This is a genomic window from Pseudidiomarina tainanensis (assembly GCF_004214835.1).
Lineage (GTDB): Bacteria > Pseudomonadota > Gammaproteobacteria > Enterobacterales > Alteromonadaceae > Pseudidiomarina > Pseudidiomarina tainanensis.
In genome coordinates, this window is the sequence record NZ_PIQJ01000003.1 from 20,569 (window position 1) to 42,415 (window position 21,847).

The window sequence follows — 21,847 nt, forward strand, 5'->3', positions numbered from 1 at the left end:
TCAAAAACATACTGGGAGCGTATTCGCATGTCTAGCACTGTATCTGTCTTTGTTTCGACACAGCAACCAAATCAATCGGCGTGGAAGCCTAGCACCGCAGTGATTTTAGGTGAGCAAGGAGCAACGATTTATGTTGGTGATAACGAAGCTAATAACTTGCGCAAGATACAAAAGGCAGGTCGTCAGCTCGATTCAATGGGTGTGAAATCGGTTTCCCTCAGTGGTGAAGGTTGGGATATTGAGCGTCAATGGGCGTTTTCAAATGGCTTTACCGATACGTTAACCAAGAACCAAATCAGCTGGGCGGGTGCCGCTGAAAAAATGCAGCAACTTCGTGAAACTGCAGCTTGGATTCGGCAGTTAATCAACTTGCCACCGAATGAAATTTATCCAGAATCGCTCGCCAGCAAAGTTGCTGACAAACTAAGCGGTATTGGTGGTGATGCAGTCACCGTGAAAACCATTGTGGGTGACGATCTGGTCGCAGATGGACGGATGGGTATTCATACCGTTGGTCGCGCGAGTAAGCGCCCACCGGTGATGTTGGTGGTAGATTACAATCCATCCAAAAATGCTAATGCACCAGTTGATGCGGTACTGATCGGTAAAGGCATCACCTTCGACAGCGGTGGTTATAGTATCAAAGCCAGTGAAGGCATGTTGGCCATGAAGTGTGACATGGGCGGCGCAGCCACTGTTGCTGGCGCTTTGGTACATGCCATCCAAGAAGGTTTACAAAAGCGCGTGCAATTGGTGTTGTGTTGCGCAGAAAACTTGATTGACGGTAGTGCCTATAAACTCGGCGATATTATTACCTATAAAGATGGTCAAACCGTAGAAATCGTCAATACCGACGCTGAAGGTCGCTTAGTGTTGGCTGACGGATTAATCTATGCCGGCGAGGTTAAGGCACCGCTAATTATTGATGCCGCGACGTTAACAGGGGCTGCTCAGGTTGCCGTTGGAACAGAATACAATGCGTTGTTTAGTGTTGATGATAGCTTGGCCGAATCGACCCTCAAAACCGCGGACGAGCAACGTGAACTACTCTGGCGTTTACCGTTAAATCATTGGCATAAAGATAACTGTCCATCGCCATTTGCTGACACTGCGAATAGCCGTCCACAAAAAGGTGGTGGTGCTGGTGGTGCAAGCAATGCGGCGGGTTTCCTATTGCGTTTCGCACCAAATGATGGTGCCGGATGGTTGCATTTTGATATCGCTGGTGCCTATAACGGTAGTGCCAATGCGATGTGGCCAGCCGGTGCAACTGCACTTGGATTTCGAACCATCGCCGCAACCTTATTGAAGTAATTCTATGACAACACCACAGGTGCTGCCGGTCACAGCACTGATCGATGATGTGATTCGGCTATTGCCGAGTGCACCTGTGGTGCTTGAAGCGCCGCCCGGCGCTGGTAAGTCAACAGCGCTCCCACTTGCGCTCATGCAGAGCGAACAGTTACAAGGGCAACGCATTTTGCTCCTGCAACCACGCCGCATGGCAGCACTCTCCATTGCGCACTTTTTAGCCGAACAGCTTGGTGAAGCCGTTGGTGAATCGGTCGGTTACCACATTCGTGGCGAAGCGAAGTTTCATGCGAACACACGACTTTTGGTGATTACCGAGGGCATGTTCACCCAATATATTCAGCATGACCCCGAACTAACCGGCACTGGGTTAGTTATTTTTGATGAATTTCATGAGCGCAATCTTGCCACTGATTTGGGGTTGGCAATGGCTCTCGAAAGCTTCCATTTGCGCACAGATTTACGCTTACTCATCATGTCAGCAACGCTACCTGCGCAAACGATTGCAAATTGGCTTGGCGATGCTCACGTTTTACAAAGTGCGGGCAGGCAGTATCCAATTCATATTCAGCACCGCCCAGTGCCGGCGAACGAAGATTGGTTGCAGGCATTACCGCGTGTTATTCGCGAAGCTATGACACTCGCCAATAAGGGGGTGCTGGTATTTGTGCCGGGTAAGCGTGAAATCGATCGTTTGTATGAAGTTTTTAGTGCTGAGACCGATTGGCAGGTCATGCCATTGCATCGCCAGATTCCTCTCGCACAACAGAAACAAGTGCTCAATGCAAATGACTCTCGCAAGCGATTGGTGATTTCAACCAATATTGCTGAAACCAGTGTGACCATTCCAAATATTGATGTGGTTGTGGACAGCGGGCGAGAGCGCCAAGCGCAGTTTTACCCGCAACACGGTATAACCAAGCTCATTACCAGCCGAATTAGTAAAGCGTCAGCGACTCAACGCGCAGGCCGGGCCGGGCGCACCGGGCCTGGTCACTGCTTACGGTTATGGGCAGCAGCCGATGAACATGGTTTGAGAGATTATCAAGCGCCTGAGCTGGAAACTTCTGATTTAACCAGTTTCTTATTGGAATGCAGGCGCTGGGGCTCAAGCCCAGAACAATTACAGTTTTTTAGTGCGCCCAACCGTGGCAATCTGGCACAAGCTACGACATTACTGAAAACACTTGAGCTGTGTAATGAACAAGGATCATTAACCACACTGGGGCACCAAGTTGCTGAGCTTGGCACCGAACCACGTCTAGCAACGATTCTAACGCGCGCTAAATTAACGTCACCAACACATCTCGCCACTGCAGCTTGGTTGGTCGCGCAATTAGAATTGAATGTTGAGTCGAGTCAATTTCCGCTGGCGCTCGAGCGATTGACGCCATTGTTGCGTCAGCGCTATCGCTATTGGTGTCAGCAATTTGCGCTTGCACAACCACAAGTGAACCCTAATCTCGCCAGTGAAGTCTTGCTGTGGGGCTTTGCTGATCGGGTTGCGAAACGACGTGCGAGCTCCGATCGTTATCTTTTGAGTAATGGTGCGGGTGCGATGTTTCATCAGCAGGATACCCGCACCCGCGACGAATGGTTGTTGGTTGTGGAGATGACGCTATCAGAGCAACAACGTGATGCAATTATTCGTGCTGTGGTGCCATTATCGGATGCCGAGCTTAACCATCCTGCAATTCAACGTGAACAACGCTTAGAAGTGCGTTGGCAAGGGCCGAATCAGCGACTTCAAGCAATTGCAGTAGATGCCATTGGCGCCATCATCGTTCGCGAGATGTCGAAACCTGATAAAGTGACTGCTGAACAGCGTCTGCATGCGTTAAGTGGTTATGTCAAAGCACAATTGCTTGAGCAGGGGCTGAATTTATTTAAGTTAAATCATGAAGCACAGCAGTGGCTGGCGCGGGTAAACCTCTACCAAATGCTACAGCAGCCAAGCGATTGGCCGCAGTTTGATTGTGAATCGTTGGCTCATGAAATTGCGCAGTGGGCGGAACCACACTGGCAGTCTATTGAGAGTCTCAGCCAACTGCATGCGTGGAATCCGCTACCTGCATTACAAGCACGATTGACTTATCAGCAGCAACAACAGTTGGATGAAGCTTGCCCTGTGGCTATTCAAATTCCGAGTGGACGCTCTGTTAGGATTGATTATTGTGCTGAAAAACCAACGCTTTCTGCCAAGCTACAAGAACTATTTGGGGAGCCAGTTTCACCAACAATCTGTTATGGGAAACAAAGTATTACCATAGATTTACTTTCTCCAGCGGGACGTTTGTTGCAACGCACAGCGGATTTAGCTAGTTTTTGGGAAAATGCTTATCAACACGTCAAAAAAGAAATGAAAGGGCGCTACCCAAAGCATCCTTGGCCCGATGATCCACTTCAAGCCCAAGCAACGCACAAAACGAAGAGACAGTTACAATGACCCGAAAGAAAAAGTCGCCGCCGAAACCCACACTGCTTCGTCGTATTCTGATGTTGGGGTTAAAGCTGTCGATTGTTGGTATGGTGATTTTGGTCGCTTATCTTATTTACCTCGACGCAACCCTAACCGAACGGTTTAGTTCAAACCGTTATCAAGCACCTGCATTAATCTACGGGCGTAGTTTAACCCTTGAGCCGCAAGCCGTGATTAACAAAGCAACCGTCGTCGCTGAACTGCGACGTCTCAATTATCGCGCAGTAAATACGATTAAGGATTCAGGCCAATATCGCTCAACTGAGTATGGCGTTGAGTTCTATCGACGCCCTTTTGATTTTGCAACGGGTCCGCAAATGGCCAAACGCGTGCAGGTTAATTTTGCCGGTAATCGCGTGCAATCAATCATGAGTTTGCCAGATGGTCGCAGCTTGAATCGTATTCAACTGGAACCGCCTTATTTGGGCCGACTGTCCGGTGGTAACAGCGAAGACCGGTTGCTGGTTGGGCTTGAACGTGTTCCGAGCCTTTTAATTGAAACTCTATTGTTGGTTGAGGATAGAGACTTCTATCATCACTCTGGTGTTTCGGTCACCTCCATTGCCCGCGCAGCTCTCGCCAACTTGTCAGCAATGCGTACGGTTCAAGGTGGTAGTACGCTCACGCAACAGTTAGTCAAAAATCTTTACTTAACCCGTGAGCGATCGTTGTGGCGAAAAGCGAACGAGGCCTTAATGGCGATAGTGCTGGATTATCGTTTTAGTAAAAATGAGATTTTAGAAACTTATCTGAACGAGGTGTATTTTGGACAAGATCGCGGCTCAGCCATACATGGCGTGGGGCTTGCCAGCCGATTATATTTTGGTAAACAAGTTGAGGAGTTAGATGCCGCAGATATCGCGCTGTTGGTAGGTATTATCAAAGGACCATCGTACTACGATCCGCGTCGTTATCCGGAGCGAGCACAAGAACGCCGCGACCTGATATTGCAATTGATGTTTGCGCAAAACCTCATGAGTAAAGCGCAGTATGTGGCGAGCGTTAGTCAACCTGTCCTGCCTGCAGGAACGGGACGATTAGTTACCGAGAATCTGCCGCATTATATGGAACTCGTGAAGTTCGAATTAGGGCGCTTAAACCTGCCAGCAAACTGGCAACAAGAAGGTTTACGTGTGTTTACCTATTTTGATCCGGTGATTCAAAACGCCGCCGAAGCGGCCATTGTCACGGAATTACCGCGAGTCAGTGACGATGAGAAATTGCAGGGTGCGATTGTTGTGGCAAACCATCAGGCGGCGGGTGTTACCGCCGTGGTAGGGGACAAAAATCCGCGCCAGGTAGGTTTTAACCGAGCCGTTGCGGCGATGCGACCCGTTGGCTCGTTAATAAAACCGCTGATTTATGCCGACGCATTTCAATCGTTACCCGACTTTGAATTAGGTTCGCTGGTTTACGATGAACCATTGCAATTGGAACAAGCCAATCAGCCAGTCTGGATACCTCAAAATTTCGATAAAAAATTTGAAGGTAAAATGCTGGCTTATGACGCGTTAGCACAATCACGCAATGTTCCAGCGGTGCGTCTTGGCATTGAAGTTGGCATTGAACGTTTGACTGAACTACTGCAAATGAGCGGGGTGGACTCACCGATTCCAAGCGTACCGGCGATTACTTTAGGTGCTGTGCCTTTATCGCCAATGGCAATTACTGAGATCTATACCATGCTGGCGCAACAAGGGAGACATCAGACATTACAGAGTATTCGCGCGGTGACCAATCATGAGGGACTGATGGTTTATGAGCGTCAGTCTTCGCAGTCGCAAAGAGTATTTAGCGAAGCCGCTGGCTTTTTAGTCAATTTTGGTTTGCGGGGCGTGATTAATGAGGGTACCGGTAGCAAATTAGCTGATGCTTTCGGGGTGAATAAGTTAGCTGGAAAAAGCGGCACCACGAATGACTACCGTGATAGCTGGTTTGTCGCATACGATAACCAGCACGTTGTAACTGTGTGGCTCGGGCGAGACGATAACCAACCAGTGCAGCTTACTGGCAGTAGTGGTGCACTCAGAGTGGTACAGCAGGTGCTAGAACAAATGCCCATAGCGCCATTGCAATTGAATTCACCATTAGTTGTAGAGGCAGCGGGCTTTCATCCGCAACTTGGCGTGCGCATCCCAGTGGATTGCAATAACGCACGATTATTACCAGCGCGACAAAAAAAATTGCCCGAGGACCTTGGGTGCTCGGGCAATATTGAAGAAAAATCGTGGTGGCAGCGCTTATTTTAGCGCTGCGAATGCTACTTTTGCTGCGGCTAAGGTTGCATCGATGTCCGCATCGGTATGTGCGGCTGACATAAAGCCCGCTTCAAAAGCCGATGGTGCTAAGTATACGCCTTGTTTCAGCATGCTGTGGTAGAAGCTACGGAAGTGTTCCATATTGCACTGCGTTGCTTGCTGGTAGCTGGTAATTGGACCATCTGAGCTAAAGAAAAAGCCAAACATCGAGCCAGCGCGGTTCGTGGTAAATGGAATACCCGCTTCATCGGCAAGCGCTTGTAAACCATCAACCAACCGATCAACTTTTGCATAAAGCCCTGGGTAGAGTTGTTCGTCATCAAGTTGTATCAGCGCTGCTAAACCGGCAGCCATGGCAACTGGGTTGCCTGATAATGTCCCAGCTTGATAAACCGGGCCGACCGGCGCAATGTAGTCCATAATTTCGCGTTTACCGCCAAACGCACCAACTGGCATGCCGCCACCAATCACTTTACCTAAGGTGGTTAGGTCAGGCGTCACTTGATAACGTTCTTGAGCACCACCCCGTGCCACGCGGAAACCGGTCATCACTTCGTCGAAAATCAAGACGCTACCATATTCGTCACAAATCTCACGCAAACCTTCTAAGAAGCCTGGTGCAGGCGGAATACAGTTCATGTTTCCAGCTACTGGTTCGACGATAATTGTCGCAATTTCATGCCCAACTTCGGCGAAAATGTCACGAACTGAATCAATGTCGTTAAAAGTTACAGTGAGTGTATGCTTCGCGAAATCTTCAGGAATCCCCGGCGAATTAGGCACGCCAAGGGTTAAAGCACCTGAGCCTGCTTTCACCAACAAAGCATCTGCGTGACCGTGATAGCAACCTTCAAATTTCAGTATTTTGTCACGTCCAGTGAAGCCGCGCGCTAAGCGAATGGCGGTCATGGTTGCTTCGGTGCCAGAGTTAACCATACGTACTTTTTCAATCGACGGTACTAACGCTTTGATTTTTTCAGCCATGGTGATTTCATTGGCTGTTGGTGTACCAAAGCTTAACCCACGGTCGACGGCTTTATGGGTTGCTTCACGAATCGCCGCATTGTTGTGACCAAGAATCATTGGCCCCCAAGAACCAACATAATCGATATAGCGCTTGCCGTCGGCATCAAACATGTAGGCCCCATCAGCGCTTTCGATGAAAATCGGTGAGCCACCAACGCCATTGAAAGCGCGAACGGGTGAGTTCACACCACCAGGGATACTGTGTTGAGCTTGGGCGAATAATTCGTCAGAACGTGACATTCGTTTCCTCGTAATCGTTTAAGTTACTTAATAACTGGTGCGTTTCTCGCTGTACCAGTTGACGTCGCACTCATATTTTTCAATCTGATCTGCCACCCCTAAGGTGAGGGCAAAGAGTGCCATCCGAATGAGTACGCCATTGTCTGCTTGACGGAATATGGCCAAATTCGGGTTTTGGTTCAAATCGTTATCTAATTCATTTGCTTCGGCACGCGAATCGCGTGGTAACGGGTGCATTATGACGGTATTGGGTTTGTAATGCTTGGTGTAGATTTCGCTATTCAAGCGGAATTTACCGCGATACATGTCCGCTTCTTGTGGTGTGGTAAAGCGCTCTTGCTGAATCCGCGTTTGATAGACAATATCGGCATCTGAACTACCACTAACTTGATCGGTCACCGTTACGTGGTGCCCAGCCTGATCAAGAACTTCAAGTACGCTATCAGGCATCGCTAATTCACGCGGTGAAATCAACGTGAAGCGAATATCTTTATACATGGCAAGCAAGCGCGAAAGCGAGTGCACGGTACGGCCAAACTTCAAATCACCCATCATGCAAATGTGCATGCCATCAACGCCGTGACCGTGATAAGCCAATTCTTTCTTAATGGTATATAAATCGAGCAGGGCTTGCGTTGGATGTTCATTGGCACCATCGCCACCGTTGATGACCGGAACACGGCTACCTTCAGCAAATTCGGCGACTGAACCTGATTTAGGGTGGCGCATCGCAATGACATCGCTGTAACTACTGAGTACGCGCGCGGTATCGTAAAGCGATTCGCCCTTCGCTAATGCTGAGCTTTCCATGCCAGTGGTTTCACGTACTTCACCACCAAGGAGATTGAAGGCGGTACCGAAGCTCACCCGAGTTCGGGTTGATGGTTCAAAAAACAAATTACCTAAAATGGCACCGTCGAGAACTTTGGTGCGCTTTTGCCGGCGTGCATAGGGTTGCATGCGGTCGGCGATAGTAAAAATGGTCTGAATACTGTCGATATCGAATTGCTCAACAGAAAGGATATTTGAACCAGTAAAATTCATGATGAAAGGCCCTGCAGTGATTGCACACACTGGGCCAGTACTTTAGCAGAAACTGAGCTTAAAAAGAATGATCAAACCGCTAAAACGGTTTGACCACAGCTAAAATAATGATGGCGAATAATGCCAGTACCGGAATCTCGTTAAAAACGCGGTAGAATTTGTGGCTACGCGTGTTTCGATTGTGTTTAAAGTCGGCTAACAGCTTGAAGCAATAACCGTGATACACGTAGAGCAGGGTTACGATAACGAGTTTGATATGCAGCCAGCCACTAGCCTTTAGCCAGGCACTACCATAAACCCACATCAAAGCGAGACCAAAAACGAGGGTTAAGATAGCGAATGGGGTGACAAAATAGAGTAAACGACGTTCCATGACTTTGAATTGCTCATGCACATCTTGGTTTTGATTTTGCGCGTGGTACACGAATAATCTCGGTAAATAAAAGATACCGGCAAACCATGCCACCATAAAAATTACGTGAAACGCTTTTAACCAAAGAATCATGTGAAGGCCTATGTGTTTATTTTTAGTTGCGTCCTAACCAGTGCCTGCGTAGCATGGCGCTAATTCATGATAAGAAGTGAGCCCATGAAAGAGAAGCAAAATATCATAACGAGCGCATTAGTTCATCGCTTTGGCGGCTGGGGCGTCATTGCGTTGGCAATAAGCATTGGTGCACTAGCCGGCTATTGGGGCGGGAATTGGCACGTGTTAACACTCAATGAGCGTATCGCACAGCAAGAAGCGACTATTGAGCAACTTTATGAGCGTGCTGAGACATTTGATTATCAACAACACATAGCAACCGTTGAATTAGGTATTGAGCGTGCGGCAAGCCAAGGTTTGCAACAAGAGTTGTTAATGGCGCAAGACGAGAACTTTGCGTTACGGCGTGAATTGACGTTTTATCAAAAAATCATGGCACCAGAAATGGAAGCCAGTGGCGTGGTCATTGATTCGCTTGAGCTGCAACAGAATATTGCGGCCGACCATTATCATTTTCGCATTGCGATTGTGCAAATGGAGCGCTTACGTAATCTCACTAAAGGCACGCTGAGCATGCGCTTGCACGGTCGTAAAGATGATCAATCAGCGAGCTTTGATTTATTGGCATTGGCGAATGTTGAAGACAAAGATCGCCAATTCAGTATGCGTTACTTTACCGTTCAGGCGGGCGATTTCGTATTACCCGCAGACTTTTTGCCCGAGCGAATTGATGTTGAAGTCAAAATTAACGGTGCGAGCCAATCGTTGACGCGAAGCTTCTATTGGAGTCAACTTCTGCAAGGCAATACTTGACCCTTTTAGTCAGGTAAGAGAAAATAGCACAAGAATTTTCAAGAGGTACCAAGAGACTATGTCAGACGTCGCACAAGCAATGCCAATTCAGTTCACTGAATCCGCAGCCAATAAAGTGAAAAAGCTTATCGCTGAAGAAGAAAATCCAGCATTGAAACTGCGTGTTTATGTAACTGGTGGCGGTTGTTCAGGTTTCCAATACGGTTTTACATTCGATGAAAAGACCAACCCAGGTGATATGGAAATCGAGAAAAACGGTGTGACTTTGGTCGTCGATCCGATGAGCCTGCAATATTTGGTTGGTGGCACGGTAAATTACGAAGAAGGCTTACAAGGCGCCCGCTTTTTCGTCGATAACCCGAATGCGACGACTACCTGCGGTTGTGGGTCAAGCTTCGCTATTTAAAGATGAGTTAATGTGCTGTTTCGGTTAGAATGTTGCCACACATTCTAACCGAGGTATTTATGAGCGCATACGCAGACCATATCGCCACAGTTAAAGCCAGATTCGATGCAGCCCTCGCTGCAGCTGGTTTCGATTCAGTACTTATCTATGCCGGGCAACCCCGCGTTGCTTTTTTAGATGATAATCCAGCTCCTTATAAAGTGAATCCACTGTTCAAATATTGGATTCCTGTCATCGAAAGCCCAAAGAGTGCGATTTATTATCAACCAGGCCATAAGCCGGTCGTATTCCTGTTCAAGGCTCGCGACTTTTGGCATGCCGAAGTTAAAATCCCTGCTGAAGAATGGCAGCAACATGTTGAACTTGTTGTAATCGACAGCCAAGAGAAAATGACCGACTGGTTGGGCGATAAGATAAAATCAGCCGCATTCATCGGCGAAGATTTTGCTGAACCGGTAGCAAGCTGGCCGGTTAAAGCGCGTAACCCTGGTAACTTAATTGATCATTTGCACTTCCATCGCGCCATTAAAACCGAATGGGAAGTCGAGAACATGCGCCAAGCTAACAAACTAGCGGCAAAAGCGCACCTCGCTGCACGTGATGCCTTTTTAGCAGGTGCCAGCGAGCTGGAAATTCATCATGCCTACCTAGCGGCCATTAACTTCCGTGAAAGCCAAGTGCCGTATAACAGTATTGTGGCGCTGAACGAGCATGGCGCTGTGTTGCACTATGACGTGTATGAAACGAGCGCACCGGCACAGTCACGTTCGTTTTTGATTGATGCTGGTGCATTGTACCGCGGCTATTGCGCTGATATCACTCGTACCTATGCCCGTGAACAGGGCTTCTTTGCCGATCTGATTGCCGCAATGGATCAAGCACAGCAAGATTTATTGAGTGAAATTAAGCCGGGTATTAATTACTACGAGCTGCACGTAAGCCAACATCTCAAAATTGCCAAAATTTTGAGTGAGTTCGGCTTCGTTAACGGGTCGGCTGAAAGTATTTACGAGCAAGGCTACAGCAGTGCATTCTTCCCCCATGGTTTGGGTCACTTCATTGGCCTGCAAGTGCATGATGTTGGCGGCTTCTTGGCGAATGACCGCGGCGATACAATTGCGCGTGATCCACGTCATCCATTCTTGCGGTTGTTACGTGATGTTGAGGCTGGTCAGGTATTTACCATTGAGCCGGGCTTGTATGTGGTAGATCAACTGCTCGAAGAGCATGCCGATAACCAAGACTTCAATTGGGATAAAATTGCGGAACTACGCCCATACGGTGGCATTCGTATTGAAGATAGTATCGTTGTTGGTGAGAATGGCCACAATGAGAATCTAACCCGTGATGCGTTTGCTTTACTAGAAAGCTAGTTCACAGATAGTGTCGCCGGTTACGGTAAAAATAAGCCGCCCAGAATAGCAGGGCGGCTCGCTCCTGTAACGGCAGGCAAATTGCCTGGCACACGTTGCATATAACAGCGTGCAAGCCAAGCAAAAGCCATCGCTTCAACATGTTGTGGGGCTACGCCAAGTACTGAGGTGGCGTGCCAGCCGCAATGTGGTAACTTCGACTTTAACGCGCTCATCAAGATTGGGTTATAAGCACCGCCGCCAGCGACAAAGATTGTTTCTGGACGTTCTGGTAGCCATTCCTTAATAGCATGCGTGACAGTGTGAGCTGTCAATTCTACGAGCGTGGCTTGCAAGTCTGCGGGCACAAATTGCGACAAATCACCAAGATGTTCCTCTAGCCACTTCAAATTAAAATCATCGCGGCCGGTGCTCTTAGGTGGCCTGCGTTTGAAATACTCGTCACGAAGTAATTTTTCTAATACCTCGTCGAGTACGCGTCCACGTGCAGCAAATGCACCATGACGGTCGAAATCATCCTCATGTTCTGGGTGACACGCCTTAAACCATCTATCTAATAAGGTATTGGCGGGGCCAGTATCAAAGCCTGTCACACCGGCAGGTGTGCCTGGCAGCCAGGTAATATTGGCAATACCACCGAGGTTCAAGATAACGCGAGACTCGTCAAAACTACTGAATATTGCTTGATGAAATGCTGGCACTAGCGGTGCGCCTTGTCCTCCGAGCGCAATATCCTTGCGCCGGAAGTCAGCAATCACTGGTATCCCAGTTAACGCCGCCAAAGTGTTGGGGTCGCCGAGCTGTAACGTGTAACTTGGCGAATGGTCTGGCTGATGGCGAACGGTTTGGCCGTGACTACCAATAGCAGTGATAGCGCTGGGCGAAATATTGAAATGACGTAAAAAGTGATTGACCGATTCAGCACAATATTCAGCAAACAGTCGCTCTGCTGTTGCCCACTGGTGGAGTTCATTCGGTGCTGGATCGCACAAATTATGCAGTTGTTGTTGTAGTTGGTCATCGATTGGATATTGACGATGTTGTAATAGCTCAGGTTGCTGCATCGCATCAAACTCAACTAATACCACATCAAGCCCGTCCATGCTGGTGCCAGACATGAGGCCTAAATAAAGCTCACGCTGCGACATTAGCGCATCGCCAAATACAACCGTTTACTATCATTCAAAACTGCGAGACGCTGCTGAGCAATCTCTTTGAACACCGGAAGTTCTGCTGCAATCAGTGATTCAGCTTGCGGGAACTTAACTGTACGTGGGTTGCGATGAACGCCATCGACTAAAAACTCGTAATGGAGGTGAGCACCGGTAACACGGCCAGTTGCACCAACGCGACCAATCAATTCACCTTGTTTCACACGTTGGCCCTTTTTCACCAGACGTTTGCTTAAATGCAGATATTTGGTTACGTAACGTTCACCATGCTGCACAAACACGTAATGACCGTTGAGGTTGTTATACGCACTTGCGATAACTTTACCGGCGCCTGAGGACATAACTGGCGTACCAGTTTGTGCCGCGTAGTCGATACCATTGTGCGGACGCACCTTGCCAGTAACCGGATGTAATCGACGTGGATTAAAGCTTGAGCTGATATAGGTGAACTTGACCGGCGAACGCAAGAACGATTTACGCATCGCACGGCCTTCAGCGGTATAGAAGTCACCGTTGTCATGCAAAAATGCTTGATAATGCTCGCCACGATTCACAAACTCTGCAGCTAAAACACGACCGTAACCGACAAATTCACCATCGGCATATTCTTTCTCGAACATCACACTAAACTCGTCGCCTTCACGTAAATCCAGTGCAAAGTCGATATCCCAACCAAATATGTCGGCAATGCTCATGATTTGGCCTTCTGTCAAACCAGCATCAATGCCAGCATTCCAGAAGCTTGACGTGATTCGAGCGTGTGCAGTTTCGGTGCGAACTTCAACGGTTTTTGATTCAATTTCACTGACGAAGCCATTGTCCGATTTACTGACAATTAAGGTGTCGGTCGGATTAATTTGATAAGCAATTTGAATCAAATCGTCATTTTCATCTTTGGCAAAACGTAGCGTATCGCCGGGATGAATTTTACGCAGAAGCTTATCCGCTTGAGAATCTTGTGTAACCCGATACAGCTGCTGGGGGGTGAAGCCCATTTTGTCAAAGATACGCGCTAACGAGTCGCCCGAGCGAACTTCATAGCCACTCCATTGTACTGTTGTATCTGGTTGGCTTGAGGCATCAGTCTTGAGCTTTTCAACGTCGATTTGTAATTGATAGCGTTGACCTAGAATGAGCTCTGACTGCCCCAACTGCGGCTCGATTACATGCTTAGATGCGGTCGCAGATTCGGATGGAAGCAACACAACAAGGAGCGTTACCGCGCAGACAGAGCTGAGCAGTACTTGATGTCGACGCGGTAAAGCGGCGATGAATCTTGTCATATATTTAGGAATCGACTTCATAACCTTCCGGTGTGTTAGCGCATTATTATTGGTTAAATCAATTTGCAGAATAATATGAAGTATGGCGATTTTCCAGTCAATTTACGATTATTTGCGCTTAAAAGAGTTAAAGAAATAGCATACAATGCAAGGCTTGTCGCCAAATTGAGATGCCTTGGGAGAGAGCCGAATATGACCTTGTCAGCTGCGGATGCGTTTGCAGAAATTGCGCGTGGTACCGAAGAAATTCTTTTAGCAGAAGAGCTTAAAGAGAAGTTAGCGAGTGGTAAGCCGCTAGTAATTAAAGCCGGCTTTGACCCAACTGCACCTGACCTACACCTTGGCCACACCGTGCTGATTAACAAAATGCGTGTCTTTCAAGATCTCGGCCATGAAATCATTTTTTTGATTGGTGACTTTACCGGCATGATCGGCGACCCGACCGGTAAAAATGTCACGCGTAAGCCATTATCTCGAGAAGATGTATTAGCAAATGCGCAAACCTACAAAGAACAAGTATTCAAGATTCTTGACCCTGCCAAAACTAAAATTCGCTTTAACTCTGAATGGATGAATGAGCTCGGTGCTGCGGGCATGATCAAGCTCGCGGCGCGTCAAACTGTCGCCCGTATGCTCGAACGTGATGACTTCAAAAAACGCTATGGTTCGGGTCAACCGATCGCAATTCACGAGTTTTTGTACCCGCTGGTACAGGGATGGGATTCGGTTGCGCTTAAGGCCGATGTTGAGCTCGGTGGTACCGATCAGCGTTTTAATCTGTTGATGGGGCGAGAGTTACAAAAAGATGAAGGCCAAAAGCCACAAACCGTCATCATGGTGCCGCTACTAGAAGGTTTAGATGGCGTGCAAAAGATGTCGAAATCGCTGGGTAACTATATCGGTATTACCGAGCCGGCAAATGACATGTTCGGAAAGGTCATGTCAGTATCTGATGAACTGATGTGGCGTTACTACGAATTGCTGAGCTTCCGTCCACTGGATGAAATTAACAGCTTCAAACAAGCGGTAGCAGATGGAGCCAACCCGCGTGATTACAAAGTGCTATTAGCCAAGGAAATTATTGCGCGATTCCATGATGAAGCAGCTGCTGATGCTGCCGAGCAGGATTTTATTCAGCGCTTTAGTAAAAATGCGATTCCAGATGATATGCCAGAACTAACCGTTGCCAGCGATAATGGTGAGTTAGCAATTGGTAACTTGCTACGCGAAGCGGAACTTGTTGCTTCAACCTCTGAAGCGATGCGCATGATTAAACAAGGTGCAGTGAAAATTGATGGCGAAAAGGTGAGCGATACCAAGCTGGTCTTAACGGCAGGTTCTACTGCTGTGTATCAGGTCGGTAAACGCAAATTTGCTCGAATTACGCTGAGCTAGTTGATGCAGGTACCATGGTGCGGTGGCCGTCAGGCCATCGCATCACGGTTAAATACTTGCCCCACACACAACCTGTATCCAATCCAATAATGTCATCGCGGAAAGTATTCCCCATTAATGCCGCCCAGTGACCAAATACCAATGTATATTCGCTGACATCCCATAATTCAAACCATGGCTTTAAATGAGATGGAACTTGCTGGTCAGTCGGTGCCGATTTCACCGAAAAATTAAGATGACCACTCAAATCACAGAAGCGCATGCGCGTAAAAACATTAATGAAAAACCGAATGCGATCCATACCTTGCAACGTCGATGACCACTGCGCAGGTTCATTACCGTACATAGCCACTAAAAATTTATCGAGTCGGTTAGCACGCCAAGCCGCTTTAAGGGCTTCTGAAACCTCGTGTGCATAAGACTCAGCTTCAGCGACGGTCCACCAAGGATAGACGCCGGCGTGGGTCATCACTAAGTTATCATCGCTGCGAATAAGAAGCGGTTGGTGGACTAGCCAATCAATCCAATCTCGCTTCTCGCTATCCGTTAACTGGATTAATGATTGTAACCGGTCATTTGGATGGGCATCGCGGACACCGCTTAATACCGCTAACAAATTGAGATCGTGGTTGCCGAGTACTATTTTAGTCGCGTGACCTAAATCACGAAGTAATTCGAGGCATTCAAGCGGATTTGGTCCGCGCCCAATCAAATCACCAACACACCAAAGTTCATCAAACTTCGCATCAAAGTTAACTTGCTTGAGTGCTTGTTTAAGTGGTGCCGCGCAACCTTGTATGTCGCCAACCAGATAGCGTGCCATCGTTAATGGATAATATTTGGAATGGCTAGTCGGAATGACGGGATTTCAACGTCAAAGTGGTCGCCTGCGTTAGAAACCATGCTATAAAATCCTTCCATAGTACCAATTGGCGTTGCCAACACCGTGCCACTGGTATAGCTGTAACTTTCGCCTGGCGCTATATGCGGTTGCTCCCCAACAACGCCATCACCAGCAACGCGGGTGATTTTATGGTCTGCATCAGTTATTTTCCACGCTCGCTTAAGTAACTGCACAGTGACATCAGAATGGTTGGTAATGGTGATAGTGTAAGCAAATGCATATTCATTAGCCGCTTCATCTGAGTGCGTCGCAATAAAATGCGTTTTCACCTGAATATCGATGTTATACATGTTCACCTTGCTGTTCGCTGTACCAATTGGCTAGTCGACAATAGTCCGCAACCGATAATGTTTCTGGGCGAGCATTAGGGTCAATACCAAGCGCTTCAAGCTGCTCGTCATTCATAATCTGTTTGAGATTATTGCGTATTGTTTTACGCCGCTGATTAAAAGCAATCAAACATATTTTTTGTAACGCCGCGCGATCATTCACCGGATATGGTGATGTTTTGTAAGGTACCAAGCGTACTACCGCTGATTCAACTTTTGGGGGTGGTGTGAACGCACCCGGCGGCACCATCAGCACCGGCTCTACCGCGCATGCTTGTTGCACCGAAACACTAATACGTCCGTAAGCCTTACTGTTCGGCTCTGCTGCTAAGCGCTCAACAACTTCTTTTTGCAACATAAAGTGCATATCTTCGACCACTTCCAAATGCTCTAACAAATGGAAAATTAATGGCGTCGAAATGTTATAGGGTAAGTTGCCAAAAACGCGAATAGGTTGCTCGACAGCAAATTGGCGAAAGTCTGTTTTCAGAGCATCGCCGCGAAATACTGTTAATTTACTTTGCAGGAATGGATGCTGCTCGAGGCGATCGGCTAAGTCACGGTCAAGCTCCACAACGGTTAACTTTCCTGCGCGCTCAACGACAGGCTCAGTAAGCGCTGCTAAACCGGGCCCAATCTCTACGAGATTTTGATTAGGCAGTGGGTTTATCGCGTCAACAATATCGTTAATGACGAATTGATCGTGCAGGAAGTTTTGTCCAAATCGCTTACGTGCGCGGTGGCCCAAGTGTGTTTTTGTCATCGATTTACCATGTCGATTGCAGTGTGCAAAGCAAGTAGCGCACTGCTGTCATCTATATTGTGTGTGCCAGCCCGATCAAGGGCAGTACCGTGATCGACTGAAGTGCGAATAAATGGCAAGCCCAAAGTGATATTAATAGCGTTACCAAAACCCTTGTATTTTAACACAGGTAAACCTTGGTCATGATACATTGCAACAATTGCATCGGCTTCGCTTAAATAATGGGGTTGAAAAACGGTATCTGCTGGGTAGGGGCCACTTACCTCCAAGCCATGCTCACGCAGGTGGTCAAGAGCAGGGATAATTTGGTCGATTTCTTCGCGTCCTAAGTGACCTTGTTCACCCGCATGAGGATTCAAACCACAGACTAAAATTCGCGGCTTCGCGATACCCCATTTTGCCACGAGGTCAGCATGAAGGATGGTTAGGGTTTCTTCAACAGCACTGCGAGTGATAGCCGCTGGAACATCCTTTAATGGTAAGTGAGTCGTCACTAACGCGACCCGTAAACCTTCGGTAGCGAGCATCATCACAACGCGCGGCGTATTGCTTTGCTGGGCAAAAAATTCAGTGTGCCCACTAAATGGAATACCCGCCTCATTAATGATGCCCTTGTGCACTGGGCCGGTGACCACGGCGGCAAATTCTTTGCTCAAACAACCCTGTGCGGCTCGCGTCAGCGTCGCTAAGACATAACTCGCGTTGGCATGATTAAGCTGTTGCGGAATTACTTTTTCAGCGATTGCGGTATGGCAGACCGTAAGGGACCCTGCAGCTTGCGCCGTAGCTGGCTGCTGCGGTTCGTACTCGCGAATAACTAATGGAAGGTTTAATTGTTGTGCGCGCCGAGTTAGCAACGTTGCATCAGCAATCACTACTAACTCAACCGGCCAAGCACGTTGCGCGAGTTTGATAATTAAATCAGGGCCAACACCAGCGGGTTCACCCGGTGTAAATGCAATTCGCGCAACGGTCATCGTTTACCTTATTCAATCAAGGTTTCAATGTAAGCTTGATCACGCAATTCTTGTTGCCAGTTCTCAAGCTCTTCTTGGTATTTACGGCTGAACAACAATTGATAAGCACGATTTTGCTGGCTGCGTTTGGTTGCATCTAACTGACGACGCTCAAGCACTTCAACAATATGCCAACCAAATTGCGTTTCAAAGGGTTCACTTAACTCACCAATGGGAAGCCGTTCAACTTTGCGTTTAAACTCTTCTGCGTAGATATTTGGCTCGGCCCAACCGAGGTCGCCACCAGCTGCCGCTGAACCAGGATCCGCCGAGTGCTCGCGCGCTGCATCTGCAAATTCAACTTCGCCGGCAAGAATACTTTCACGAATGCCCGCAAGTTTTTCTTGGGCTTTACGTTCAGACAAAATAATCGATGGCTGAATAAGAATATGTCGAGCTTTAACTTCGTCAACTTGTACTTGCTCAATACCGCGCACATCAGCAACTTTCAGAATATGAAAACCAACGCCGCTACGTAATGGGCCAATAAACTCACCTTTGCCCTTATCGCGTACCGCATCGGCAAACAATGTTGGCATCGCATTGATATTCATCCAACCAAGGTCACCACCTTCAAGCGCACGCGGCCCCGAGGATGATGTAATTGCTGCTTGGGAGAAGTCCGCACCGTTACGTAGGCGTTCCAATAACTGCTCAGCGCGTTCACGAGTTGACTGAACCTCATCGGCATCTGCGCCTTCACGAAAGCCAACCAAAATGTGACTTAAGCGGTACTCAACCTCTTGTTCAGTCATTTCTTTCATCGCGTTGACAAGGTTTTCGATTTCTTGTGGCGAGACATAAACACGACGACGCACGGTAGCGCGTTGAGTTTCTGTAATAATCATTTCTTTACGAATTGATTCGCGATAATTCTCCCAGTTGGTCCCGCTTGCTTCTGTAGCTGAACGTAGTTCGTCAACCGACATATTTTGGTCTTGGGCAATGGCTTCTAATGTTTGTTGTAATTGGGTGTCGGAAATAGTGATACCCATACGTTGCGCCATTTGAAGCTGCAACTCCGCTAAGATCAGACGATCCATTGCTTGAATTCGCAACACCCGATCAGACGGTAGGTTAGTACCGTTCTCTTGTGCGCCGCGCTTAACTTGTTGCAGAAGTTGTTCTACTTCACTCTGCAGCACAACACCTTCGTTAACGACCACCGCGACACGGTCGAGAATCTGCTGACTCCATGTCGACGTGCTCAATGAAAGCAGCGTGGCTGCAACGAAAACTTTTACAAATTTACCCATGAATACTACCTAGTTGCTCAAATGGAACGGGTGACGATAGCCGAACAGACTTTGCTCAAGCATATCAAGCAAGCTGCGATTATCGCTGCCCAAACCTTTAATTATAAATTGTATGCTAATACCGTTATCAAACTCTGGTTCGCCAACAGCGGGCATACCGGCATTCAATTCTAAATTGCGATTGATGCGCCGATAACCACTAATTCGCATGGCCCAACAACAATCGCTGTACTGTAACGCAATGAAGGCATCGTTGGTACGATTGTTTTGCAAATCGTAATACCAATTTGACGCGAGTTGCCAGGTCGGACTGAGTTCTACGACACCCAACATGCCAACTTGTTCCACGTCATTTTCAAGTAAATTGGTGACCGTTCGATGGCTCAATTGAATCAAATTAAATTCATCGAGACGATACTCAAGAGTCGTTTGACTTTTCCGCGTGCTATCGAGCTCTAAGTTATATTGAATCGAGCTATTAAAATACATGTTATTGTTGATACGAAAGCGTGTTTCTAAAGCAAGGTCAGAACGACTTTCGGTTGTTGCTGTGCTGCTTTCAAGTAGTTGCGTTTCACTATTTTCGAAATAGTAAATCTGCCCAAAACTCACGCGGGCAACTTCGCGGGCTTGTTGGTCAAATAGGCTAGAAGAAGCACCAATAGTCACCTGATTAGCATCAGCAATACGATCTAAACCAGAGAACCGGCGCGCTCGAAACAAACCCTGATAATCGTCCTGCATTAACGTTGAATCGTAGATGCCAATACCTGTTTGGTCGCGATATGGTATGTACAAATACTGAATTTGCGGTTGTAGCGTGTGCGTGTAACTTTGTTGCTGGATATCAATGGTACGCTCTAAGTTAACCCGACCACGCCAGCGGAACGTCGGTAAACTGCGTGACGGATTTTTACTACGACTACGCTCTAATTCGAACTCTTGATTGTAGTAGGTGTAAGCATAACTAAGCTCGGCTAACCAATCATAGCCTGGCTGTTCTAAATGAAAACTCAGTTGTGGCTCAACATGCACGCGAGTTGCGGTATCTTGGCTTAAATCTTGGTTTTGGAAATGTGACATTTCGGAAAATAACGAGAAATCCAAATCAAGCCCGAGATCCGTTGCATAGAAGCTCTTAATTTGCGGCATAGTTCGGTACGGCGAACGATAGGAGCCCAGGAGTTCAAAGTCTTCAGCGCGCATGGTCACTTGCCAGTCTTCACTTAAGTAATCGAGCTGGGCATGACGATATAGCTGTGCATCAGCGCGTCCGGCAAAATCACTACCTAAGTCATTCAAGTAATCATCGTCGCTAATAAAAGTACCATTAACATACGCCCGCCAGTTCTCACCCCAACGCTGTGTTTGTTCCACTCGCCATAAATATCGCGCGGCATTATCCTCGGTGCTTTTATCACTTTCTAAATAGGCGACGTTGTATTGCCCACTACCCGTTGTACTGAGGGTACGAAACTCAGCTTGCATCTGAACGCCACGCTCGGCCATGTAGCGTGGTGCAATCGTCGCATCCATATTGGGCGCAATATTGAAGTAGTAGGGGACTTCAACCTCAAACCCATTTTTTTGTGATGAACCAAATGTTGGAAAGAGAAAGCCTGATTTACGCTCTTCAGTTACTGGAAAGTTGATATACGGCAAATACAGTACGGGTACGCCAAATAATTCAAATTTCGCGTGCCATGCTTCACCCCAAGCTTCGTCTTCGTTGAGGGAAATTTCCTGCGCACTCATTTGCCATACAGGGCTATCACTCGGGCAAGTTGTAAAGGTTGAGCCTTCTAATAGAACTTGTGCCGGTGATAACGACAAAAGATCGGCCTTACCGTGCGCTCCGGTCTCGGTTAGCTGGTATTCGGCACCACTCAAAAACGCTCGATTCTCACCCGAGTTTAAACGAAAATTCTCTGATGAAACCTGCACATAGCCGTCAGTAAACAGAGTTGAGCCACTGGCATTTATATTGCCGGTTTGTTGGTCAATTTGTGCTTGTTCGGTGCGCAACTGTTGTTGATCAAACTGAACTTCAACATTGCCAAAGAATGATGCGACCTCTGATTCAGAATCAATATCAGCACGATCAGCACGAACGCCAATGGCGCCGATTGGCAAATCTTTGATTGGTGAAATAGGGGTGGTGAATAATGGCGCCGGTATGGGGCAAACTTCAGACAACGCAGGGCGAGACGGCTGCTGCGCATGGACGGCGGCACAACTAACACTGAGTGCGACTGTCCAAATTGATGTCTGAAAAATTTTTGCCATGGAGCC

Annotated in this window: 18 protein-coding genes; 7 read left to right on the forward strand and 11 right to left on the reverse strand. The window is 47.7% G+C overall.

Features of this window, described 5'->3' with window-relative positions:
* The first annotated feature begins 27 nt into the window (after nt 1-27).
* Genes pepB through mrcB form a run of 3 tightly spaced genes read left to right on the forward strand, consistent with a single transcriptional unit; the run spans nt 28 to nt 6,039 of the window.
* Nucleotides 28-1,314 carry an aminopeptidase PepB gene (gene pepB, locus CWI82_RS10210; RefSeq protein WP_130203468.1) on the forward strand — a complete coding sequence of 429 codons (1,287 nt, stop codon included), beginning with the start codon at nt 28-30 and terminating at the stop codon, nt 1,312-1,314.
* A 4-nt stretch (nt 1,315-1,318) separates the two neighbouring features.
* A complete protein-coding gene (hrpB, locus tag CWI82_RS10215; RefSeq protein WP_130203469.1) occupies nt 1,319-3,757 on the forward strand; it encodes an ATP-dependent helicase HrpB in 2,439 nt (812 codons plus the stop codon).
* Nucleotides 3,754-6,039, forward strand: a complete 2,286-nt coding sequence (mrcB, locus tag CWI82_RS10220; RefSeq protein ID WP_199286268.1) for a penicillin-binding protein 1B — start codon at nt 3,754-3,756, stop codon at nt 6,037-6,039. The genes hrpB and mrcB overlap by 4 nt, the downstream gene beginning before the upstream one ends.
* Here the strand turns inward: mrcB and hemL are convergent.
* The 3 genes from hemL to hemJ form a co-directional block, all read right to left on the reverse strand.
* Nucleotides 6,031-7,314, reverse strand: a complete 1,284-nt coding sequence (hemL, locus tag CWI82_RS10225) for a glutamate-1-semialdehyde 2,1-aminomutase (protein ID WP_130203470.1) — start codon at nt 7,312-7,314, stop codon at nt 6,031-6,033. The two genes, mrcB and hemL, sit on opposite strands and share 9 nt — an antisense overlap.
* A gap of 27 nt (nt 7,315-7,341) precedes the next feature.
* A complete protein-coding gene (locus tag CWI82_RS10230) occupies nt 7,342-8,358 on the reverse strand; it encodes an aspartate carbamoyltransferase (protein ID WP_092858581.1) in 1,017 nt (338 codons plus the stop codon).
* A gap of 79 nt (nt 8,359-8,437) precedes the next feature.
* Entirely contained in the window at nt 8,438-8,863 is a 426-nt protein-coding gene (gene hemJ / locus CWI82_RS10235) for a protoporphyrinogen oxidase HemJ (protein WP_092858579.1), read from the reverse strand.
* A gap of 84 nt (nt 8,864-8,947) precedes the next feature.
* Here hemJ and CWI82_RS10240 point away from each other — a divergent pair, with 84 nt between their 5' ends.
* Genes CWI82_RS10240 through pepQ form a run of 3 tightly spaced genes read left to right on the forward strand, consistent with a single transcriptional unit; the run spans nt 8,948 to nt 11,437 of the window.
* Nucleotides 8,948-9,658, forward strand: a complete 711-nt coding sequence (locus tag CWI82_RS10240; RefSeq protein WP_092858577.1) for a DUF6776 family protein — start codon at nt 8,948-8,950, stop codon at nt 9,656-9,658.
* 58 nt (nt 9,659-9,716) lie between these two features.
* Nucleotides 9,717-10,064: an iron-sulfur cluster insertion protein ErpA gene (erpA, locus tag CWI82_RS10245; protein ID WP_092858575.1), complete on the forward strand. Its 348-nt coding sequence runs from the start codon at nt 9,717-9,719 to the stop codon at nt 10,062-10,064.
* Nucleotides 10,065-10,123: 59 nt separating this feature from the next.
* Nucleotides 10,124-11,437 (forward strand): Xaa-Pro dipeptidase, encoded by a 1,314-nt coding sequence (gene pepQ, locus CWI82_RS10250; RefSeq protein WP_130203471.1) that lies wholly within the window; start codon nt 10,124-10,126, stop codon nt 11,435-11,437.
* 20 nt (nt 11,438-11,457) lie between these two features.
* Here pepQ and CWI82_RS10255 read toward each other — a convergent pair whose 3' ends face one another.
* A complete protein-coding gene (locus CWI82_RS10255) occupies nt 11,458-12,585 on the reverse strand; it encodes an anhydro-N-acetylmuramic acid kinase (protein ID WP_130203472.1) in 1,128 nt (375 codons plus the stop codon).
* Nucleotides 12,585-13,913 carry a peptidoglycan DD-metalloendopeptidase family protein gene (locus CWI82_RS10260; RefSeq protein ID WP_130203473.1) on the reverse strand — a complete coding sequence of 443 codons (1,329 nt, stop codon included), beginning with the start codon at nt 13,911-13,913 and terminating at the stop codon, nt 12,585-12,587. The genes CWI82_RS10255 and CWI82_RS10260 overlap by 1 nt, the downstream gene beginning before the upstream one ends.
* A 171-nt stretch (nt 13,914-14,084) precedes the next feature.
* Between CWI82_RS10260 and tyrS the strand changes: the two genes are divergently transcribed.
* On the forward strand, nt 14,085-15,287 hold the full coding sequence (gene tyrS / locus CWI82_RS10265) for a tyrosine--tRNA ligase (RefSeq protein ID WP_092858567.1): 1,203 nt from the start codon (nt 14,085-14,087) through the stop codon (nt 15,285-15,287).
* Here tyrS and CWI82_RS10270 read toward each other — a convergent pair.
* The 6 genes from CWI82_RS10270 to CWI82_RS10295 are packed head-to-tail and all read right to left on the reverse strand — an operon-like array spanning nt 15,274 to nt 21,841.
* A complete protein-coding gene (locus CWI82_RS10270; protein WP_092858565.1) occupies nt 15,274-16,110 on the reverse strand; it encodes a symmetrical bis(5'-nucleosyl)-tetraphosphatase in 837 nt (278 codons plus the stop codon). The two genes, tyrS and CWI82_RS10270, sit on opposite strands and share 14 nt — an antisense overlap.
* Before the next feature lie 2 nt (nt 16,111-16,112).
* Nucleotides 16,113-16,481, reverse strand: coding sequence for a Co2+/Mg2+ efflux protein ApaG (gene apaG, locus CWI82_RS10275; RefSeq protein WP_165383925.1), 369 nt, complete (start codon nt 16,479-16,481; stop codon nt 16,113-16,115).
* Nucleotides 16,474-17,283, reverse strand: a complete 810-nt coding sequence (rsmA, locus tag CWI82_RS10280) for a 16S rRNA (adenine(1518)-N(6)/adenine(1519)-N(6))-dimethyltransferase RsmA (protein ID WP_092858561.1) — start codon at nt 17,281-17,283, stop codon at nt 16,474-16,476. Before rsmA ends, apaG begins: the two co-directional genes overlap by 8 nt.
* On the reverse strand, nt 17,280-18,260 hold the full coding sequence (gene pdxA, locus CWI82_RS10285) for a 4-hydroxythreonine-4-phosphate dehydrogenase PdxA (RefSeq protein WP_092858560.1): 981 nt from the start codon (nt 18,258-18,260) through the stop codon (nt 17,280-17,282). Before pdxA ends, rsmA begins: the two co-directional genes overlap by 4 nt.
* 8 nt (nt 18,261-18,268) lie before the next feature.
* A complete protein-coding gene (surA, locus tag CWI82_RS10290; RefSeq protein WP_092858558.1) occupies nt 18,269-19,555 on the reverse strand; it encodes a peptidylprolyl isomerase SurA in 1,287 nt (428 codons plus the stop codon).
* Nucleotides 19,556-19,564: 9 nt separating this feature from the next.
* Nucleotides 19,565-21,841, reverse strand: coding sequence for an LPS-assembly protein LptD (locus CWI82_RS10295; protein WP_130203474.1), 2,277 nt, complete (start codon nt 21,839-21,841; stop codon nt 19,565-19,567).
* Nucleotides 21,842-21,847: the final 6 nt, after the last annotated feature.

Bases quoted from the DNA above. Each gene is read 5' to 3' on its own strand.
- CWI82_RS10260 (WP_130203473.1), bottom strand. From the start codon at position 13,913: ATGAAGTCGATTCCTAAATATATGACAAGATTCATCGCCGCTTTACCG.
- CWI82_RS10270 (WP_092858565.1), bottom strand. From the start codon at position 16,110: ATGGCACGCTATCTGGTTGGCGACATACAAGGTTGCGCGGCACCACTT.
- rsmA (WP_092858561.1), bottom strand. From the start codon at position 17,283: ATGACAAAAACACACTTGGGCCACCGCGCACGTAAGCGATTTGGACAA.
- CWI82_RS10255 (WP_130203472.1), bottom strand. From the start codon at position 12,585: ATGTCGCAGCGTGAGCTTTATTTAGGCCTCATGTCTGGCACCAGCATG.
- CWI82_RS10240 (WP_092858577.1), top strand. From the start codon at position 8,948: ATGAAAGAGAAGCAAAATATCATAACGAGCGCATTAGTTCATCGCTTT.
- pdxA (WP_092858560.1), bottom strand. From the start codon at position 18,260: ATGACCGTTGCGCGAATTGCATTTACACCGGGTGAACCCGCTGGTGTT.
- surA (WP_092858558.1), bottom strand. From the start codon at position 19,555: ATGGGTAAATTTGTAAAAGTTTTCGTTGCAGCCACGCTGCTTTCATTG.
- hemL (WP_130203470.1), bottom strand. From the start codon at position 7,314: ATGTCACGTTCTGACGAATTATTCGCCCAAGCTCAACACAGTATCCCT.
- pepB (WP_130203468.1), top strand. From the start codon at position 28: ATGTCTAGCACTGTATCTGTCTTTGTTTCGACACAGCAACCAAATCAA.
- tyrS (WP_092858567.1), top strand. From the start codon at position 14,085: ATGACCTTGTCAGCTGCGGATGCGTTTGCAGAAATTGCGCGTGGTACC.
- apaG (WP_165383925.1), bottom strand. From the start codon at position 16,481: ATGTATAACATCGATATTCAGGTGAAAACGCATTTTATTGCGACGCAC.
- pepQ (WP_130203471.1), top strand. From the start codon at position 10,124: ATGAGCGCATACGCAGACCATATCGCCACAGTTAAAGCCAGATTCGAT.
- CWI82_RS10230 (WP_092858581.1), bottom strand. From the start codon at position 8,358: ATGAATTTTACTGGTTCAAATATCCTTTCTGTTGAGCAATTCGATATC.
- erpA (WP_092858575.1), top strand. From the start codon at position 9,717: ATGTCAGACGTCGCACAAGCAATGCCAATTCAGTTCACTGAATCCGCA.
- CWI82_RS10295 (WP_130203474.1), bottom strand. From the start codon at position 21,841: ATGGCAAAAATTTTTCAGACATCAATTTGGACAGTCGCACTCAGTGTT.
- mrcB (WP_199286268.1), top strand. From the start codon at position 3,754: ATGACCCGAAAGAAAAAGTCGCCGCCGAAACCCACACTGCTTCGTCGT.
- hemJ (WP_092858579.1), bottom strand. From the start codon at position 8,863: ATGATTCTTTGGTTAAAAGCGTTTCACGTAATTTTTATGGTGGCATGG.
- hrpB (WP_130203469.1), top strand. From the start codon at position 1,319: ATGACAACACCACAGGTGCTGCCGGTCACAGCACTGATCGATGATGTG.